This window comes from Bradyrhizobium sp. CSA112 (genome assembly GCF_029051645.1).
GTDB lineage: Bacteria > Pseudomonadota > Alphaproteobacteria > Rhizobiales > Xanthobacteraceae > Bradyrhizobium.
The window spans coordinates 24,227-41,044 of the sequence record NZ_JAACFS010000026.1; the positions used below are offsets into that span (position 1 = coordinate 24,227).

Consider the following 16,818-nt stretch of genomic DNA (forward strand, 5'->3'; position numbering starts at 1 on the left):
TTTAGGTTTCTGCCTGAACCCCGAAGGGCATGGATCTTTAGCGCAAGTCAATCAACGGCGGCGGGATGCTTCCCGTGACCTCCGATGTGTCACCGGAGTTGCGCCAAGCTGCTACTCCGAAGCATGCCGTAAGCATCAGAGCCGTCACAAGCAGAAGCGTGCAAGAAAACTGGCTCACGTCGTGCTCCGCAACCAGCCTCGAATTTCAGAGAACGAGCACGCTTTGCCGATTCGGAAAATGCAGTTCGGCTGACCTAGCGGCATTTTTCCACGCGGATGAATTGTCCTTTTGGCGGAAGTCGTCGGGGGAAATCCGTGGATGTTACGCCCTGTTTCTTCAGGTTTCTGCATCTGTTCCGCTAGCGGTCCGAATGCAGCGTCCGGTAGTCTTGCGGCCTCGATTGGATCGTAAGGTGTAAACCGGGTGGCGGAGCAGGGCGACACGTCGGGCCGGAAGCGGGGCTACGCCGGAACCTGGCCGCCGCGCGCGGCCGCGCCCATCGGTGGCTACGCGCCTTCGCGGCCCGCTTTCTGGCCGCCGTTGATCGAAACGTTGCGAACATGGGCTCGCGCGGAAGCCGGCGCAGGGCGCCTGCTGCCGTGGGTGCCGGTGGCGTTCGGGACCGGTATTGCCTTTTACTTTGCCGCCGATCATGAGCCGGTGCTGTCGGTGGCGGCTATTGTGGCGATCATGCTTGGCGCGGTCGCGATCCTGCTGCGGCGGCAAAAATTCTTTCCCATAGCTGTCTTGATTGCAGCCGTTGCGGCAGGCTTTGCGGTGGCGACCTGGAAGACGGCGCGGGTCGCGCATGGCGTGCTGGCGCGGCCGATGTTTTCGGTGTCGCTGACCGGCTTTGTCGAGACGCGCGACATTCGCGAGCGTACCGATCGTTTTGTCCTCCGCGTGGCCACCATGGAAAGCGCGCGGGGGAAGACCAAGCTCGAGCGCGTGCGGCTATCGGTAAAGAAGGGCACGGCGCCGCCGGTCGGCAGCTTCGTCGAACTGAAGGCGCGGCTGTTGCCGCCGCTTTCGCCGGTGCGGCCGGGCAGCTACGATTTCAGCCGCGACATGTTCTTTTCCGGCATCGGCGCCTCCGGCTTCGTGATGGGCGCGATCAAGACCGCGAAGCCGCCGGAGGGGGCAGGACTCCGCCTGCGCTATTCAGCGTTCATGCAGGGGCTGCGCGATGCGATCGATGCGCGGATCAGGACCACGCTGGAAGGTGACAAGCGCGCGATTGCGACCGCGCTGTTAACCGGGCGGCGTGACGCGATCTCGCCGCCGGTGAACGATGCGATGTTCATCTCCGGTCTGGGCCATGTGCTTTCGATCTCGGGCTATCACATGGCCGTCGTTGCCGGTGTCGTGTTCTTTGCGGTGCGGGCGCTGCTTGCGTTGTTTCCAACGCTCACGGTCGGCTACGCCATCAAGAAATGGTCGGCGGCGGCCGCCCTCGCAGCCGCTGCGTTTTATCTGTTGTTGTCGGGCGCCGAGGTCGCAACCCAACGCTCGTTCTTCATGACGGCCGTGGTGCTGATCGCGGTCATGGTCGATCGCCGTGCCATCACGTTTCGCACACTCGCGGTCGCGGCCATGATTGTGCTGACGGTAGCACCGGAAGCTTTGGTGCATCCGAGTTTTCAGATGTCGTTTGCTGCCACTTTGGGACTGGTGGCGCTGGTGCAAATCGGCATGCCGCGCCTGTTCGCGACAGCAGACCATACCGCGACCGCGCGTGCGGCGCTGTGGGGCGGCCGCGAGGTCACCATGCTGCTGCTGGCCTCATTGGTTGCAGGGCTCGCAACCACGCCTTACGCGGCCTTTCACTTTCACCGGGTCACGCCTTACGGCGTGCTCGCCAATCTCGCGGCGATGCCGGTGGTCTCGGCGGTCGTGATGCCGATGGGTCTCCTTGGGCTGGTCGCGATGCCGTTCGGGTTCGATGGTGTGTTCTGGGCGATCATGGGCGTCGGCATCGACTGGATGATTGCGGTGACGCAATGGGTCGCGGCGTTGCCTGGCGCGGTCGGGCGGGTGCCGGCGTTCGGCATCGGCCCGGTGATCGCGGCCAGCCTTGGCATCATCCTGCTCGGGCTGTTGCGCACGCCGCTGCGCTGGTCGGGTGCGGTGCTGGTGCTGGTGGCGGCGCTATGGGCGGCGAGGGTACCGCAGCCGGACATCCTGATCTCCGCCGACGGCCGCAATGTCGGGATCCGCGGCCAGGATGGAAAGCTGCGCCTGATGCATGCGGCCAAGGGCTCCCGGGATGCCTTCCTCCTGAAGGAGTGGCTGGCGGCGGACGCGGACGCGCGAACGGCGGCTGATGCCTCGCTCACCGCCGGCGTGTCATGCGACGACTTTGGCTGCGTGACGCAAGCGGCCGGCGGCGGTTTCGTCGCGCAGTCGTTCAAGCCCGAGGCGCTTTCGGACGATTGCGAGCGCGCGGCGCTCGTTGTGACGCTGCGGCAGGCGCCCGCGGTATGCGCGGCTTCCGTCATCGATGCCGAGCGGCTGCGACGGCAGGGCGCGCTGGCGTTGCGGCGAGGCCGTGACGGATTTGTCGTCGAGGCGGCCAAATCCCGCGGGATCGATCGCCCGTGGTCGCCGGCGATAGCGGACGAGAGCGAAGCAGACGCCGCCGTGCTGGCGCCGCGTGTCGTGCCACCGCGCGCGGTCGATGCCACGCCGGCCGAGGCGGACCTGCAGGCGGAGGAGTAGGCGGACGTCAGTGCTCGCGTCAGTGCTCGTCGAGCGAGGGACTGGCTGGTATTTCGAACGCGCCGAGGTGGAATTCCTCGGGCGCATCGGGCTCCGACGGCAGGTTGACCAGCGTGAACGACGCCTCGGGAAATTGCCGCCAGATCGCGAGATCTTCGGCAGTGATGGTGAGCCAGCCGTACCTGAACATGTACCGTCCGGGCTCAGTGACGCGTCCGGCTTTTTGCCATGTGACTTTGTTGACCACCGATTGCCCCCTCGGCGCCGAGTTCTAAAATTATATCACAATGATCCGCCGGCCGGAGCCGGCGGATCGCATAGGCTTGGCGCTTATCTATCCGGTCACGATGGATGTGGCCGGAGGTGCTTCCTTGACCTTCGGTGCACGTTCGCCATCGGTCTGAACCACCGGCAATTGCAGCACAGTCGCGCGCTGGCCTTCGCAAAGCTGCGTCACCAGCACATGGCTTCCATCAGGAAATTCGATCGCGTCATGGTGACGATCGGATACTTCGGGCTCGATCTGGTTGAACTTGCCGACCCGCCAGTCGGTGGTTCGCGTCCAGATCCAACGGTTGTCGTATTTGACGTCCTCGGCGAATGCCAATTCGGTGCCGGGAAGCATGCAGACCGCCACTGCAGGCTCGCGTTCTGACGCAAAGCCGCGGGTAGATGTACCGCGGAACGTCGTGGTGATTAGCGTCTCGCCGACCTGGGCGGGCCGCGTCGCTACAGCATGCAGGCTATAGTCACACATCGGATGGCTCCCTCGTTTGAGATAGCTGACCCGTGTCTCGAAGGAGGCACAGGCCTCTATCAGAGTGGACTTGGCGCAGAGCCTTTTCTTGTTTCTGGGCAATTCTGCGACTGGCGCACGGCGCCTAAATCACAAACGCGATAGCGCAGCTTGGTTCCCCGCGCGCCACAAAAAACCCCGGCCGAAGGCCGGGGTGGGGTGCGTCGCAGTCATGTCCGCAAAACTGGCCGGTCAGTATTTACGGTACAGCCCGATCAGCTTGCCCTGTATCCGGACCCGGTTCGGCGGCAGAATGCGGACTTCGTAGGCAGCATTGGCGGGCTCCAGCGCAATCGAGGCGCCGCGGCGGCGGAAGCGCTTCAGGGTGGCTTCCTCCTCGTCGATCAGCGCCACCACGATGTCGCCGGTGTCGGCGGTCTCGTTGCGCTGGATCAGCGCCATGTCGCCGTCAAGAATGCCGGCGTCCACCATGGAATCGCCGCGCACTTCGAGCGCGTAATGTTCGCCCGAGCCGAGCATGTCCGGCGGCACGTTGATGGTGTGGCTGCGGGTCTGCAGCGCCTCGATCGGCGTACCGGCGGCAATCCGGCCCATCACGGGGACGGCGACCGGACGATTGCCATCGTCCTCCATGACGGGCGCGCTCGAGGTGCGTTTGCCGAGCGTGCCTTCGATGACGCTCGGCGTGAAGCCGCGGCGGCCGTTACCGGCGGCAGCGAGCTCCGGCAGCTTGATGACTTCAATGGCGCGGGCGCGGTTGGGCAGGCGCCGGATGAAGCCACGCTCCTCCAGCGCCGTAATGAGGCGGTGGATTCCGGATTTCGAGCGCAGGTCGAGCGCGTCCTTCATCTCGTCGAAGGAGGGCGGTACGCCGGCCTCTTTCAGCCGTTCATTGATGAAACGCAGAAGTTCATACTGTTTGCGCGTAAGCATCGCGAGCAATCCCCCGGTTGGCGTCGTCGGTTCCGATTAGTCAGGGCCTAGATTGCGGGAGTCCCCAAACTCCCCAACTAGACACTAGCAGTCGAAACAAATCATGAACGGACACTATATGTTCGATATGTGTTCCGCAACCACTTAATTTCAGGTGAACGCATTGCGGCTGCGGCCAAAAGTGCCGTTCAGGGCATCATTCCGGCAGCCGGAGCAGCTCGCAAGGCGAACCCTTCGCGGCTGCCGGCGCGAATGGCGGACGTATCACAAGTGCCTGCGCCGCAGCCAGATTCCCCAATAACGACGAGTCCTGGTGGTTCACCGGCACCGCGATCAGCGTGCCATCCGCGCGCTCTTCGAGGCGTGCGCGAAGATAGTCTTCGCGCTGGTCGTTGGCGGCGAGATCGCGGCCCAGCAGGGCGCTTTCGCGCGGATGATGGATGTGATCGCGGCCCGATAGTGCGCGAATCAACGGCACCAGAAACAGGAAGCCGCAGACATAGGAGGAGACGGGATTGCCGGGCAGGCCGATCACCCGCATCGCGCCCAGCATTCCATGCATCATCGGCTTGCCCGGCCGCATCGCTATACGCCAGAACGCCATGGCGACGCCCTCGGCCTCCAGGGACTGCTTGACGAGGTCGTGGTCGCCGACCGAGGCGCCGCCCATGGTGATCAAAATGTCCGCGCCGGCCTCGCGGGCCCGCCGGATGCCTTGCGTGGTGGCGGCGACCGTGTCGGCGGCGATGCCGAGATCGACGATCTCGGCCCCCTCGGCCCGCGCCAGCGCCCGCAAGCCATAGCCGTTGGAATAGACAATCTGGCCGGGGCCGGGGTTTGCGCCCGGCATCACCAGCTCGTCGCCGGTGGCGAGGACAGCGACTTTCGGGCGGCGGTGCACCGCAAGCTCCGGATAGTTCATGCCGGCGGCGAGCGACAGGTCGCGGTCGGCGAGGCGGCGCCCGCGCGTGAGCAAGACATCACCCTCGCGGAAATCGACGCCGGCGGCGCGGATATGTCGCCCCGGAACGGCGGCTTCCGTAATGGTGAGGGAATCGCCGTCGATCGCCGTGTTTTCCTGGATAATGACGGCGTCGGCGCCGCCAGGGATCACGCCGCCGGTGAAGATCCGCACGGCTTCGCCTTGGCCCACCTTGCGCTCGAACGGGCGGCCGGCCTTGACCTCGCCGATCACCTTCAGCCGCACGGAGAGATCGGCGGCATCTGCCGCACGCACCGCATAGCCGTCCATCGCCGACATCGGCTGCGGGGGCTGCGTCCGCTTTGCTGCGACATCGCGCGCCAGTACGCGATGCCAGGCGGCCTCGAGCGCGATCATTTCTTCGGGCAGCGGGGCTGCACCGCTAAGGATCGCTGCAAGCGCATCGGCGACAGGCATCAAGGCCACAGGCAGACCCCTCAAATACCAAGCGCGGCAAGCGCCATTGCGACGTCATCAGGCGATGCCACATGCACCGCGGTCAAGCCTCGCGCACGTGCGCCCGCGATATTCTCGGCGGAATCGTCGAAGAATACGATGCGCGGCGCGGGGACGCCGATCGCCTTCACCACGTGATCATAGGCCGCCGCGTCCGGTTTCCGAAGCCCGATCACGGGCGACAGGTAGATTTCGCGGAAATGGCCGAGCACCCCGGCATAGGCCTTCGAGAAATGCTCGACATGCGCGCTGTTGGTGTTTGAGAAGGCGTAGAGCGGCAACCGGGTTCCGGCGCGCGCGAGCATCGCGGCAATGCCGGGCATTTCGCCGGTGAAGATCGCGTTCCAGCCTTCGAGGAACTGGAGGTCGGTGATGCCGATCCCGAGCGAGGCGCGCAGGCTTTCGAAAAACGCGGCGTCGCTGATCTCGCCGCGCTCGTGCCGCCGCCAGGCCTCATCAGGTGAAAAACGGCTGACGAGATCGGCGGGCTTGCAGCCGGCATGGCCGGCCCAGCTCGCCACCACCCTGTTGAAGTCGATATCGAGCACGACCCGGCCGAGATCGAACAGCAAGGCGTCGGCGGCGTGGGGGGCGAGCGGCGAATTCATGGCAGTCGTTTACAAAACTCGCCCGGCCTCGGCAACGGCCACGGGGATTCGCGCCCCTCACGCAATCCGGCGCTTAAGCCGGTGCGCGAGCTGTGCTAAGCCTTGGCCCGAAAAGTTTTGGAGGGGCTCGCATGAAAATCGTTGGCGTTGTGGCTGTGATGACACTGCTGGCCGGGCCGGCCTGGGCCCAGTCGCAGCCTATGCAGAAATACGGGGACCCTGACAAAGTGAAGACTCCTGCGGAAATCCGGGCCGAGAAGGAGGCCGAGCAGTCCTACCGGAGATCGCTGGGCAACATACCGGAACAGAAGAGCACCGACCCCTGGGGAACGATGCGCGGCGACGGCGCGCCGCCGAAAGCAGCGGCCAAAGATACTGCCAAGGCGCCCGCCAAGCCGAAGGCCACATCCGCCGAAGGCGCTGCAAAGTAAGAAGACACTTCCCGGCGCTATGCAGGGACAATGATGTCCGTGTGCGAGAAGATGCGGCTACTGGTTGGGCACCCGCGCCAAACGCGGCTTCGGAACCCGGCCCTCCACCTGGCAAAACGGGCTGCAGGAAGCCGATAATAGCTCCTGAGAGCTTGGCCCCGCCCGCCGTCATGGCCGGGCTCGTCCCGGCCATCCACGTCTTTTGCGAGCCGACCGGGTGACTAAAGACGTGGATGCCCGGCATCCGTCTACGCCAAGGCTTCGCCGGATTCAGTGCTAGTCCGCCGAAGCTTTAGCGAAGGCGGGCACAAGGCCGGGCATGACGACGCGAAATGTAACGTGATGATTTCATTCAGACTCTGAAAACGCGTAATGGCGCGGGTTGGCATGCCTTGATCCGACCAAAAAGCCATTGTGAGTTGGCGGGACCGGGACAGGGGCGCCGATTCACGGGGAATCGCGGGCGTCCGTAAGCCGAAAGGGACGCCCCACGATGCGCAGGAATTTTGCCTTTCTTCTCGGCACCGTGACGGGCGCGTGTCTGACGGTTCTCGTGGTGGGACCGCAGGGGGCGCATCTGGTGGCGGCGGCAAAGGCCGCGGCCCGTTCCGACACCTACACCCAGCTCAATCTGTTCGGCAGCGTGTTCGAGCGGATCAAGACCAGCTATGTCGAAAAGCCCGACGATTCCAAGCTGATGGAAGGCGCCATCAACGGCATGATCTCGGCGCTCGATCCTCATTCGCGCTACATGAATGAGAAGGGCTGGAGCGACATGCAGGAGACCACGCATGGCGAGTTCGGCGGACTCGGCATCGAGGTCACGATGGAAGACGGCCTCGTCAAGGTGGTGACGCCGATCGACGATACGCCTGCGGCAAAGGCCGGCATCCTGTCGGGCGACGTGATCACCCAGATCGACGACGAGGCCATTCAGGGCCTGTCCCTCGAACAGGCGGTGGGCCGGATGAAGGGCCCCGCCAACAGCAAGATCCGGCTCAAAGTGGTGCGCAAGGGTTCTGTCGCGCCGGTCGATATTGCCATCGTGCGAGAAATCATCCGGGTGCGGCCGGTCCGCCACAAGACCGACGGCGGCGATATCGGCTATATCAGGATCACCCGCTTCAACGAGCAGACCACTGATGGGCTGAAAAAGGCCATTGCCAGCATCGCCAAGGAGATCCCGGCGGACAAGCTCGCCGGCTATGTCGTCGATCTCCGTAACAATCCCGGCGGATTGCTCGACCAGGCCGTATCGGTGTCGAGCGCCTTCATGACGCGCGGCGAGGTGGTCTCGACCCGCGGCCGCACCGCGGAGGAAACCCAGCGCTTCAGCGCGCGCGGCGGCGACATCACCAAGGGCAAGCCGCTGGTGGTGCTGATCAACGGCGGCTCGGCCTCCGCGTCCGAGATCGTGGCCGGCGCGCTGCGCGACCACAAGCGCGCCACCCTGATCGGCACGCGCACCTTCGGCAAGGGCTCGGTGCAGACCATCATCCCGCTCGGATCAGGCAATGGCGCGCTGGCGCTGACCACCGCACGCTACTTCACGCCATCAGGCCGCTCGATCCAGGCTCAGGGGATCGCGCCCGACGTCGAAGTGCTGCAGGACGTGCCGGATGAACTCAAGAGCCGTTCCGAGCTGAAGGGCGAAGCCTCGATGCGCGGGCACCTCGCCGCCGACGGCGCCGAGCAGCCCGGCTCGCAATCCTACGTTCCGCCCAACGACAAGGATGACAAGGCGCTGAACGCGGCGTTCAACCTGCTGCGCGGCGGCACGGTGAATGCGAACGCGGCGACGGCGGCGAAGCGGGCGGTGCCGAACTAGCGGTCGCTTTCAGCCTAGAGGCCGGCTATTCCACCTTCAGCCCGAGCTGATGGACGAGCTTGCTCCACTTCTTTTCTTCCCGATCGATGTCGTCGGCATACTCGGCCGGCGTCGAGCTGAGGGGATCGCCGCCTTCGAGACGAATGCGTTTCTGCACCTCCAAATCGTTGCCGAGTTTGCGCAACTCGGCGCTGAGGATGTCTATGATCTCAGGTGGCGTGCCGTGCGGCGCAAGCAGCCCGTAATGCAACACGGCTTCGAAGCCGGGCAGTCCCGACTCGTCGAAAGTCGGCACATCGGGCAATAGCGAGAAGCGCGTCTTGCTGGTGACGGCGATGGCCCGCAGTTGGCCGGCCGCGATATTGCCCAGTGCCGGCGGCAGCACGCCGAATGCGACCGGCACGTGGCCGCCGAGCAGATCGTTCATGACCGGCGCCGTGCCCTTGTAGGGGATGACCGCGATATCGATCCCGGCCTCGGCCTTGAACAGTTCGGCGCACATGTAACCGCCGGTGCCGACGGGCGACGTGCCGATATTGAGCGTGCCCGGCGTCTTCCGCGCAACCGCGATCAATTCGGCGACCGTCTTCGCGGGAAACGACGGATGGGCGAGCAGGGCCACCGGCATCGAGGCGACGAGGCCGATCGGCGCGAAATCCTTGCGCGGATCCATGCCGAGCCTCGTGTAGAGGCTTGGGTTGATCGACAGCGTCCCGGTGTGGCCGAGCAGCAGCGTGTAGCCGTCCGGCGCGGCGCGCGCGACCGCGCGCGTGCCGATGGTGCCCCCGCCACCGCCGCGGTTGTCGACGGTCACGGTCTGGCGGAAAGCGTCCGACAGCTTTTGCGCCACCACGCGCGCCATCGCATCGACGCCGCCGCCGGCCGGGTACGGCACGACCAGCGTGATGGAGCGCGTCGGAAAGTCAGCAGCACGGGCGGTCGACATAAGCGAGGCGCCTGCGAACGCAACGGTCGATGCCATGGTGATCGCGGCGACCGTCACCAAATTGCGACGCGACAATTCATCCATGCGATGACCCTCTTGCAGGCGACGGCGACACGCCCAAGTCAAGAACACATCTTATGTTATGGCGTTCCCGACGGTTAATCCATGGCTGGAGCGTTGTAGCCCGGATGGAGCAAAGCGAAATCCGGGGCGGCCACCAACAGACGGGGAATCCCCGGATTGCGCTGCGCTCCATCCGGGCTTCTTGCTCTCCACGTCATTGCGAGCGAAGCGAAGCAATCCATCTCTCCGTTTGCACGCGGGGTGCTGATCTATCCCCTCATGCCGCGGCGCTCCTGCCGGCTATTGTTGCCGACAATTCGTTCCGAATTTGTGGCGTGTGGCACTCGCTGGCCGGGCTGCAAGGCATCGTCAAGGCACGGGTGGCGATCCGGAAACAAGACCTCTTTTTTTGAAACCTCATCTCCATCCAAGCGTAGCTCGGGCCGGACACCATGCGCGTTCAGACGGAGTAGTCATGTCGAGAAAACAGATTTTGCTCACCCTGATCTTGTCCCTCGGTTCGAGTGGAGCCCTGCAGGCAAATCCGCTCGATTCGCCCGGCGTCGTTTATATCGATGGGCTGCCATGCAACAGCGCGTGCCAGTCCTATATGGCCTGGTCTGATCAGGCATTGTCTGCCCGGCATCGCGGGGAACGCGAGACGAAGGTCGTGGTACCGGCCGAGGCGGAAATAGAGAGAGTTGAACCAGCGGTTCGTTCACGCGTGTCGAGGCAACCCGCGCCGGTTTCCCGCGCCCCGTCGCGCACCGGCACGGCGGCGTCGCACAAAGCGTCGAATACCAAAAAGGCCGTCGTCCCCAATCTCGCAGCAACCAGGAAGGATATTCCAGCGGCGACGGCGAGAGCGGCGCGGGAAAAGGCCGTCGCGGGAGGAGAGGTGCCGGAGCGCAAATTGCAAAGCTCCGACAGGCCGGAGCCGGCTCAGGCAGCCTCCATTGCCGCAGCGAAGCCCGCGGAGGCCGCCAAATCCGAGGTCAAGTCCGAGGTCGCCCTGCCGCCGCCAGCCACGCTCGAGATTGGCGCGCCGCCGGCCACGTCCGAGATCGCCGCGGCGCCCGCCACGGCCGCGAGCGCTCCCGCCCGAACAATACAACAGCAGCTCGTCGAAGCGACTGGAATGGCCGATTTCGTCACGGCAATCGGGGCGGGGCGGGAGCCGGCCAACAAATCGGACAATCCGGCAGTGGAGCCCGGTGAGGCCGACGATATCGACGAGACGGCATCCGCATCGCCAGACGATGCAGACAATCTGGTCGCGCTTGTCCTGGCACGTCCGGAGATCAGTTCGTTATCCGACCTGAACAACAAGAGCATTGCAATCGAGGAGAAGCAATCCGCATCGAGCGGACGTGTCAGCGCCGCATTCATGGCGGCGGGCGCCGCGGAAGTCCAGTTCAGCGAAGCAAAAGCCGGCGCGATCGACCGGCTGGTCAACGGCGAAGTCCCGGCCGCGGTTCTGACGTTGGCCTCGCGCGAAGCCGCAGAGCGGTTTCCCGACATCGAAGGCTTTAGGACGTTTCGGGTGCCGCTGAAGGCACGTCTCTAGCAAGCCGAGCTTGGATGAGCGAAGCGATATCGGGGTCTTGGCCAATCCCCGCATATCGCTGCGCTCATGCAGGCCACTTGCTGTCACAGAAATTAGCGTGTCTCATTCCAAGGGGCAGTCCAGGCCTGTCACCGCCGTTATTTTCGGTTGCCGCCGCGATCTTGAGGCGGCAATCATCGGGCGTTGCGCAACGCCCCAAAGCAACGGCGTAACTCCTCTGTGAAGAGATCCGGAACCTCGAGTGATGCAAAATGCCCGCCGCGGTCGAGCTCACGCCAGTAGAAGAGGCTCGGGTAGACCTGCGGGGCCCAGCTGCGCGCGACTGGCCAAACGTCATGAGGAAAGACGCTGACTCCAACGGGCAGGTCGACGCGGCCGGGATTGTTGCGCTTGCCCAGCAGCTGGGTCTGCTCAAGATACAGGCGCGCCGATGACGCGGCGGAATCGGTGAGCCAGAACAGCGTAATTTCGTCAAGCATCTGGTCGGGGGTTAGGGCGTCTTCAGGCCGCCCTGTGGCACCAGTTGCGCTGTTGAAGATGTCATAGATCCAAGCAGCCTGCCCCGCGGGTGAGTCAGCAAGCGCATAGCCGATCATCTGTGGCCGCGTCGCCTGGAGCTGGAAATAGCCCGAATTCTTCTCGCGGAACGTGTTCATGATTTCCACCGCCCGTTTCTGGTCCGGTTGAAGCTCGGCTGGGATCACGTCAGGAATCGTTTGTGCAAAGTTGAGGTGGATCGCTGCGAGACCCGGCGCCCGCTGTTGCGCGATCGCGGTCGTCACGAACGCTCCCCAGTCGCCTCCTTGCGCGACGTACCGCCGATAGCCGAGCCGTTGCATGAGCACGCCCCAAGCTCGCGCGATCCGCTCGGAGTTCCAGCCTCGTTCGGTCGGCTTGTCGGAGAAAGCGAAGCCCGGCAGCGAGGGGATGACGACATCGAATGCGTCCGCCGCCGTACCACCATGTGCAATGGGATCGGTCAGTGGGCCAATGACTTCGCGAAACAACAGAATCGTGCTTGGCCAACCATGCGTCAGGATGATCGGCAGGGCGTTCGAGTGGCGTGACCGAACATGAATGAAGTGTATGCCGAGATCGTCGATCACGGTTTTGTACTGTGGCCATCGGTTGAGCTCGGCCTCGCACCGCCGCCAGTCATAATCTGTTCGCCAATAGGCGACGAGTTCCTTGAGTTTTTCGAGCGGTGGACCCTGATCCCATCCTGCTCCAGTCTCGCGCTCCGGCCACCGCGTCTGCTCAAGGCGCCGTCGCAGATCGGCAAGGGCCTCATCCGATGCGTGATAAGCGAAAGGAACGATGGGGTCGTCGTCGCCCTGCGCGAGCGCATCCGCCGGGCCGAGGACAAGCGCCAAAGGACCCACAGTCGCTGAAGTGCCTGTCAATGCAGCAGCGCTTGAGACAAGCAATTCGCGCCGGGTCATTTGCTCAGTATGAGAACCCATACGAGGCATCTGCTTTTCCAGCATATGAGGCATACTCTGCCGGGCTCTGCCGGGCATAACGAACGCGCGCGAATGCGGTTCCGATCGAAAAATGGACCCTGCATCCGGGTGGCGGAGTTAATTACGGTGCCTCATTCCAGGGAGCAGTCCAGCACTGTCACCGTCATTCTTCAAGCCATCGTGAGAGCCCCGGAAACGCACCGTGGATATGATTGGCAAGGTTGGCTAGCGCAGCGACGGCAAGGCAACGAATTGCATGTATGAGGTGTCAAATGTCTGCACCCTGCAAGTTTGAGCTAAGTATTCTGAAACACGATGAGAAAGCGCTCATACAGACCTCTCATCACCCCGAAATTGGTGATGTGGATCGCGCGACACTTGAAAACCTGAAATCATCGCTCAGAAAACTCCGCGACAAGGAGCGTACGCTCGCCTTCCAGCGGCGCCGGATCAGCAAAGGCACCGCCGAGCCTCGCGGCCAAAGCGTTTCGGGGACTGCCGAGCATTCTCTCCGCCGTAAGCAGGTTTTCGTCGCTGCCCTGAAGCGGGTTAACAAGGAGCTCGCTCGCCTCCAAAAATTTGAGGCGAGGAGGGAACTGGGAGAAGCGGCTCGGCGAGCGCTTTCTCTTCGGAGAGCACAGCAATTCTCCCGCCCGACAAATGAGCCAACTTCCCATGAAGGCATGAAGTCGATTCCGAGTCGCCGACGAAATATCAAGCTCCCGCGATCAACGATTGGACGGGTGTCACAGGCGAACAAGAGAGCACAGGCCGCAAGAGATTCCCGCCGCTGACCGGCCTCATCCAATTGGAATTACGGTGACGTGCTGCACCGTAATTCGTGTCTACGCCCGCAATTACTATCGGCTTGTCGTGAGCCTCGGGCGAAGCAAGCCGCGAGAAGGCGAAGGTGTGTTTGCGTAGGATGGGTGGAACGAAGCGATCCCATTGGAAACCAGTTTTCGTCGTCCCTGCGAACGCAGGGACCCATACGCCGCGGCGGATGTTGTGTGAGCGAGATGGTCGACCGCTTTGCTTCAACAATGCAGATCGGTGGTTATGGGTCCCTGCGTTCGCAGGGACGACGAGGAGGCGGTCGCTTCTCGCAATGAGAGTTGCAGGAAGCGTCACGCGAAAACGCAGTGATCGCCTACGCCGTCCGCACAATCGGCTTGCGCCGGCGCGGCCGGTTCGCCCGCGCCGCCTCGGGCCCCTGCCGGTGCGCCGAAAGCAGCGGCCTGATCTCCGCTGCCGGCTTCGGCGCGCTGAACAAGTAGCCCTGCATTTCCGAACACCCGAGTTCGCGCAGCAAGTCGCGCTGCTGCGCGGTCTCGACGCCTTCGGCCGTCGTCGTCATGTGGCGATCGGCGGCGATGGTCACCACCGCCTGTACAATGCTGGACGATCCTTGCGGCTCGGCGATGTCGGTGATGAAGCAGCGGTCGATCTTGATCTTGTCGAACGGGAAGCGCTGCAGGTAGCTCAGCGAAGAATAGCCGGTGCCGAAATCGTCCAGCGCGATGCGGACGCCGATGCCGCGAAGATCGTGCAGAACGGCGAGCGCTGTCTCGTCGTCGCGGATCAGCACGGCCTCGGTGATTTCGAGTTCGAGCCGGTCCGCGGCGAGGCCGGATGCGGCCAGCGCCGCTATCACCTTCAGCGCCAGCGTGCCGCTCCTGAACTGAACCGGCGAGACGTTGACCGCGAGCCTGATATTGCCGGGCCAGCTCGCCGCTTCCTTGCAGGCAGTGGTCAGCACCCACTCGCCGAGCTGGTTGATCAGGCCGGTGTCCTCGGCGAGCGGCACGAACTCGGCGGGCGAGATCATGCCGCGCTGCGGATGACGCCAGCGTACCAGCGCCTCGCAGCCGGTGATCGCGTTGGTCTGCAGGCTGAGGCAGGGCTGGTAGTAGACCTCGAAGCCGCCATTGACGAGCGCCTGGCGCAGGTCCATTTCCAGGCTGCGGCGGGCGCGCACCTCGGCTTCCATGTCCGCTTCGAAGAAGCGGTAGGTGCGGCGGCCGGCGGCCTTGGCGGCGTACATCGCCAGATCCGCATTCTTGAGGATCTGGTCGATATCGGAACCGTCGCGCGGCGCCAGCGCGATGCCGATGCTGGCATCGGTGGTCACCTGATGGCCGAGGCATTGATAGGGGATGCGGATCGACTCGAAGATGCGGCTGACCAGCATCATCACGTCGTCGGTATCCTCGATGCCGGTCTGAACGATGGCGAACTCGTCGCCGCCGAGCCGGGCCACGAAATCGGATTTCCGCGCGCAGGCGGCGAGGCTCGCCGCGACCGATTTCAAGAGCTCGTCGCCGATCATGTGTCCGAGCGAATCGTTGACGCTCTTGAATTCGTCGATGTCGATATAGAGCACCGCCAGTTGCCGGCTCGGCGCGGCGTGAGACAATTCGCGCTTGAGCTGTTCGTGGAACAGGGTGCGGTTCGGCAGGTTGGTCAGCGCGTCGTAATGGGCGAGGTGGGTGATGCGTTGCTCGGCGCGCCGGCGCTCAGTGATGTCTTCGTGCGTCGCCAGCCATCCGCCGTCCGGTACGGGCTCGTTGACGACCTGAATAGAGCGCCCGTCGGGCGTCGAGATGACCATGACGTTCCGGTGCGCGACTTCGCGCAGCACCATCTCGACATAATGATCGATGTCGCCGACGAACGAACCGGTTTCCTTGCGATGGGCAATCACCTCGCGAAAGCTGCAGCCCGGCTTTACGACGTCGGCCGACAGGCCGTACATCTCGAGATAGCGGTTGTTGCAGATGATGAGATGCTGCTTCGAATCGAACAGCAGCAGCCCTTGCGTCATGTTGTTGACGGCGGTGTCGAGGCGCTGCTTTTCCAGCGTCAGCCGCCGCTTCGAGGCGCGGTGCTGATGCGAAAGCTTGCGAACGACAAGAAACAGCAGGGCGGCGATCGCCAGCACGGAAAGTCCGGCAATCGTGATCACGATTCCGATCTGCTCGCGCCAGTCGGCCAGCGCGGCCGATGTCGTCGTCGATGCGATGATCAGAAGTGGGAAATTCGTCAGCGCGCGCGAGGCGATCAGCCGGTCCTCGCTGTCGATCGGACTGGCGAGGCGCGAAGTGCTGCGGGGCCGCTCGAATACCTGCCGCTGGGCGGCCGGACCGTTCCTGAAGTTCTTGCCGATCAACTCGGGCACGTGCGGGTAACGGGCCAGCAGCGTGCCGTCGCTGTGGTGCATGGCGATCGAGGAGCCGGGCCCGAGTGCTACGGTTGCGAAGAACTTTTCGAAATTGACGGGTTCGATGCCGCGGCCGATGACGCCGAGGAGTTCGCCCTTCGGCCCGGTGACCTTGCGTGCGATCACCGTAGTCCAGACGCCAGTGACGCGGCTGTAGACCGGCTCGACCAGCATCTCCGGGGATTGCGGGCTGGACTTGAAGGTCCTGAAGAACGCGCGGTCTGCCGAGTTGACTATTGGCGGCGGCCAGGCGACCGATGCGTTGATCAGGTTACCGTCGGCGTCGAAGACGTTGACGCCGCCGACATAGGACAACGCGTCGATCTTGGATTTGAGCATCAGGTGGATGTCATGGCTGGACATCCGGGGCTTGTAGTTTTCGACAGTCGCGATCCCGCTGGAGCGCATGAACGCGATCAGGTCCTTCTGAACGACCTGGAAGTCTTCAAGCTGCTGGTCGAAATGGCGGGCGAGCAGCAGCACGGTGTTTTCCAGCTCGCGTTCGCTGTTGCGCAGCGCGCGCTCGCGGAAATTGCCGGCCATGATGGTCGCGCCGATCGCGATGGCGGCGATCAGGAGCGTGCCGCCGAGAACCAACCAGCGGATCGGGCCGCCGCGGAAGGCGGACGCAATCCTGAATGATGTGGTGCCGGTCGAAGCCATGGAACGCGATTGCTGCCAGGAATGGACTTCCGGAAGCGGTTATCTCAACCCCCGGCCCATGACACCGATACTGCGCCGAGATGGAATTGACGTTAGGAAGTCTGGTTAATGAATGGTTATTCCGGTGGCGAGCGGGGGCGATGACAACCTCAGGAGAGGGTCCGGTTTCCGGGCATCCGCAG

General features: G+C 63.8%; 13 protein-coding genes. 5 read left to right on the forward strand and 8 right to left on the reverse strand.

What is annotated here, in order from left to right; genetic code table 11:
• Positions 1–424 precede the first annotated feature (424 nt).
• A complete protein-coding gene (locus tag GWE18_RS30115; RefSeq protein WP_275189356.1) occupies positions 425–2,719 on the forward strand; it encodes a ComEC/Rec2 family competence protein in 2,295 nt (764 codons plus the stop codon).
• A 19-nt stretch (positions 2,720–2,738) separates the two neighbouring features.
• Here the strand turns inward: GWE18_RS30115 and GWE18_RS30120 are convergent, their stop codons facing one another.
• The 5 genes from GWE18_RS30120 to GWE18_RS30140 all read right to left on the reverse strand — a co-directional run bounded on the left by GWE18_RS30120 (position 2,739) and on the right by GWE18_RS30140 (position 6,455).
• Positions 2,739–2,966, reverse strand: coding sequence for a hypothetical protein (locus GWE18_RS30120; protein WP_057848833.1), 228 nt, complete (start codon positions 2,964–2,966; stop codon positions 2,739–2,741).
• Between the two features lie 87 nt (positions 2,967–3,053).
• Positions 3,054–3,476, reverse strand: coding sequence for a hypothetical protein (locus GWE18_RS30125; protein ID WP_275189357.1), 423 nt, complete (start codon positions 3,474–3,476; stop codon positions 3,054–3,056).
• Positions 3,477–3,707: 231 nt separating this feature from the next.
• Complete coding sequence (lexA, locus tag GWE18_RS30130; protein WP_275189358.1) at positions 3,708–4,409, reverse strand: transcriptional repressor LexA; 702 nt, start codon at positions 4,407–4,409, stop codon at positions 3,708–3,710.
• A 196-nt stretch (positions 4,410–4,605) separates the two neighbouring features.
• Complete coding sequence (gene glp, locus GWE18_RS30135) at positions 4,606–5,817, reverse strand: gephyrin-like molybdotransferase Glp (RefSeq protein ID WP_275189359.1); 1,212 nt, start codon at positions 5,815–5,817, stop codon at positions 4,606–4,608.
• A gap of 11 nt (positions 5,818–5,828) precedes the next feature.
• Positions 5,829–6,455, reverse strand: coding sequence for an HAD-IA family hydrolase (locus GWE18_RS30140; protein WP_275189360.1), 627 nt, complete (start codon positions 6,453–6,455; stop codon positions 5,829–5,831).
• Positions 6,456–6,586: 131 nt separating this feature from the next.
• Between GWE18_RS30140 and GWE18_RS30145 the strand changes: the two genes are divergently transcribed.
• Both GWE18_RS30145 and GWE18_RS30150 read left to right on the forward strand, forming a co-directional pair.
• Positions 6,587–6,886 carry a hypothetical protein gene (locus tag GWE18_RS30145; RefSeq protein ID WP_275189361.1) on the forward strand — a complete coding sequence of 100 codons (300 nt, stop codon included), beginning with the start codon at positions 6,587–6,589 and terminating at the stop codon, positions 6,884–6,886.
• Between the two features lie 493 nt (positions 6,887–7,379).
• Complete coding sequence (locus GWE18_RS30150) at positions 7,380–8,714, forward strand: S41 family peptidase (RefSeq protein WP_275189362.1); 1,335 nt, start codon at positions 7,380–7,382, stop codon at positions 8,712–8,714.
• 25 nt (positions 8,715–8,739) lie between these two features.
• Here the strand turns inward: GWE18_RS30150 and GWE18_RS30155 are convergent, their stop codons facing one another.
• A complete protein-coding gene (locus GWE18_RS30155) occupies positions 8,740–9,744 on the reverse strand; it encodes a tripartite tricarboxylate transporter substrate binding protein (RefSeq protein ID WP_275189363.1) in 1,005 nt (334 codons plus the stop codon).
• A 454-nt stretch (positions 9,745–10,198) separates the two neighbouring features.
• Between GWE18_RS30155 and GWE18_RS30160 the strand changes: the two genes are divergently transcribed.
• Entirely contained in the window at positions 10,199–11,290 is a 1,092-nt protein-coding gene (locus GWE18_RS30160) for a hypothetical protein (protein ID WP_275189364.1), read from the forward strand.
• Positions 11,291–11,463: 173 nt separating this feature from the next.
• Here the strand turns inward: GWE18_RS30160 and GWE18_RS30165 are convergent, their stop codons facing one another.
• Complete coding sequence (locus tag GWE18_RS30165) at positions 11,464–12,777, reverse strand: epoxide hydrolase (protein WP_275189365.1); 1,314 nt, start codon at positions 12,775–12,777, stop codon at positions 11,464–11,466.
• A gap of 248 nt (positions 12,778–13,025) precedes the next feature.
• On the opposite strand from GWE18_RS30165, the gene GWE18_RS30170 reads away from it, so the two are divergent.
• The gene (locus GWE18_RS30170) at positions 13,026–13,547 is read left to right on the forward strand and encodes a hypothetical protein (protein WP_275189366.1); all 522 of its coding nucleotides are present in this window, start codon (positions 13,026–13,028) and stop codon (positions 13,545–13,547) included.
• Positions 13,548–13,903: 356 nt separating this feature from the next.
• Here GWE18_RS30170 and GWE18_RS30175 read toward each other — a convergent pair whose 3' ends face one another.
• On the reverse strand, positions 13,904–16,636 hold the full coding sequence (locus GWE18_RS30175) for an EAL domain-containing protein (protein ID WP_275189367.1): 2,733 nt from the start codon (positions 16,634–16,636) through the stop codon (positions 13,904–13,906).
• Between the last annotated feature and the right edge of the window lie 182 nt (positions 16,637–16,818).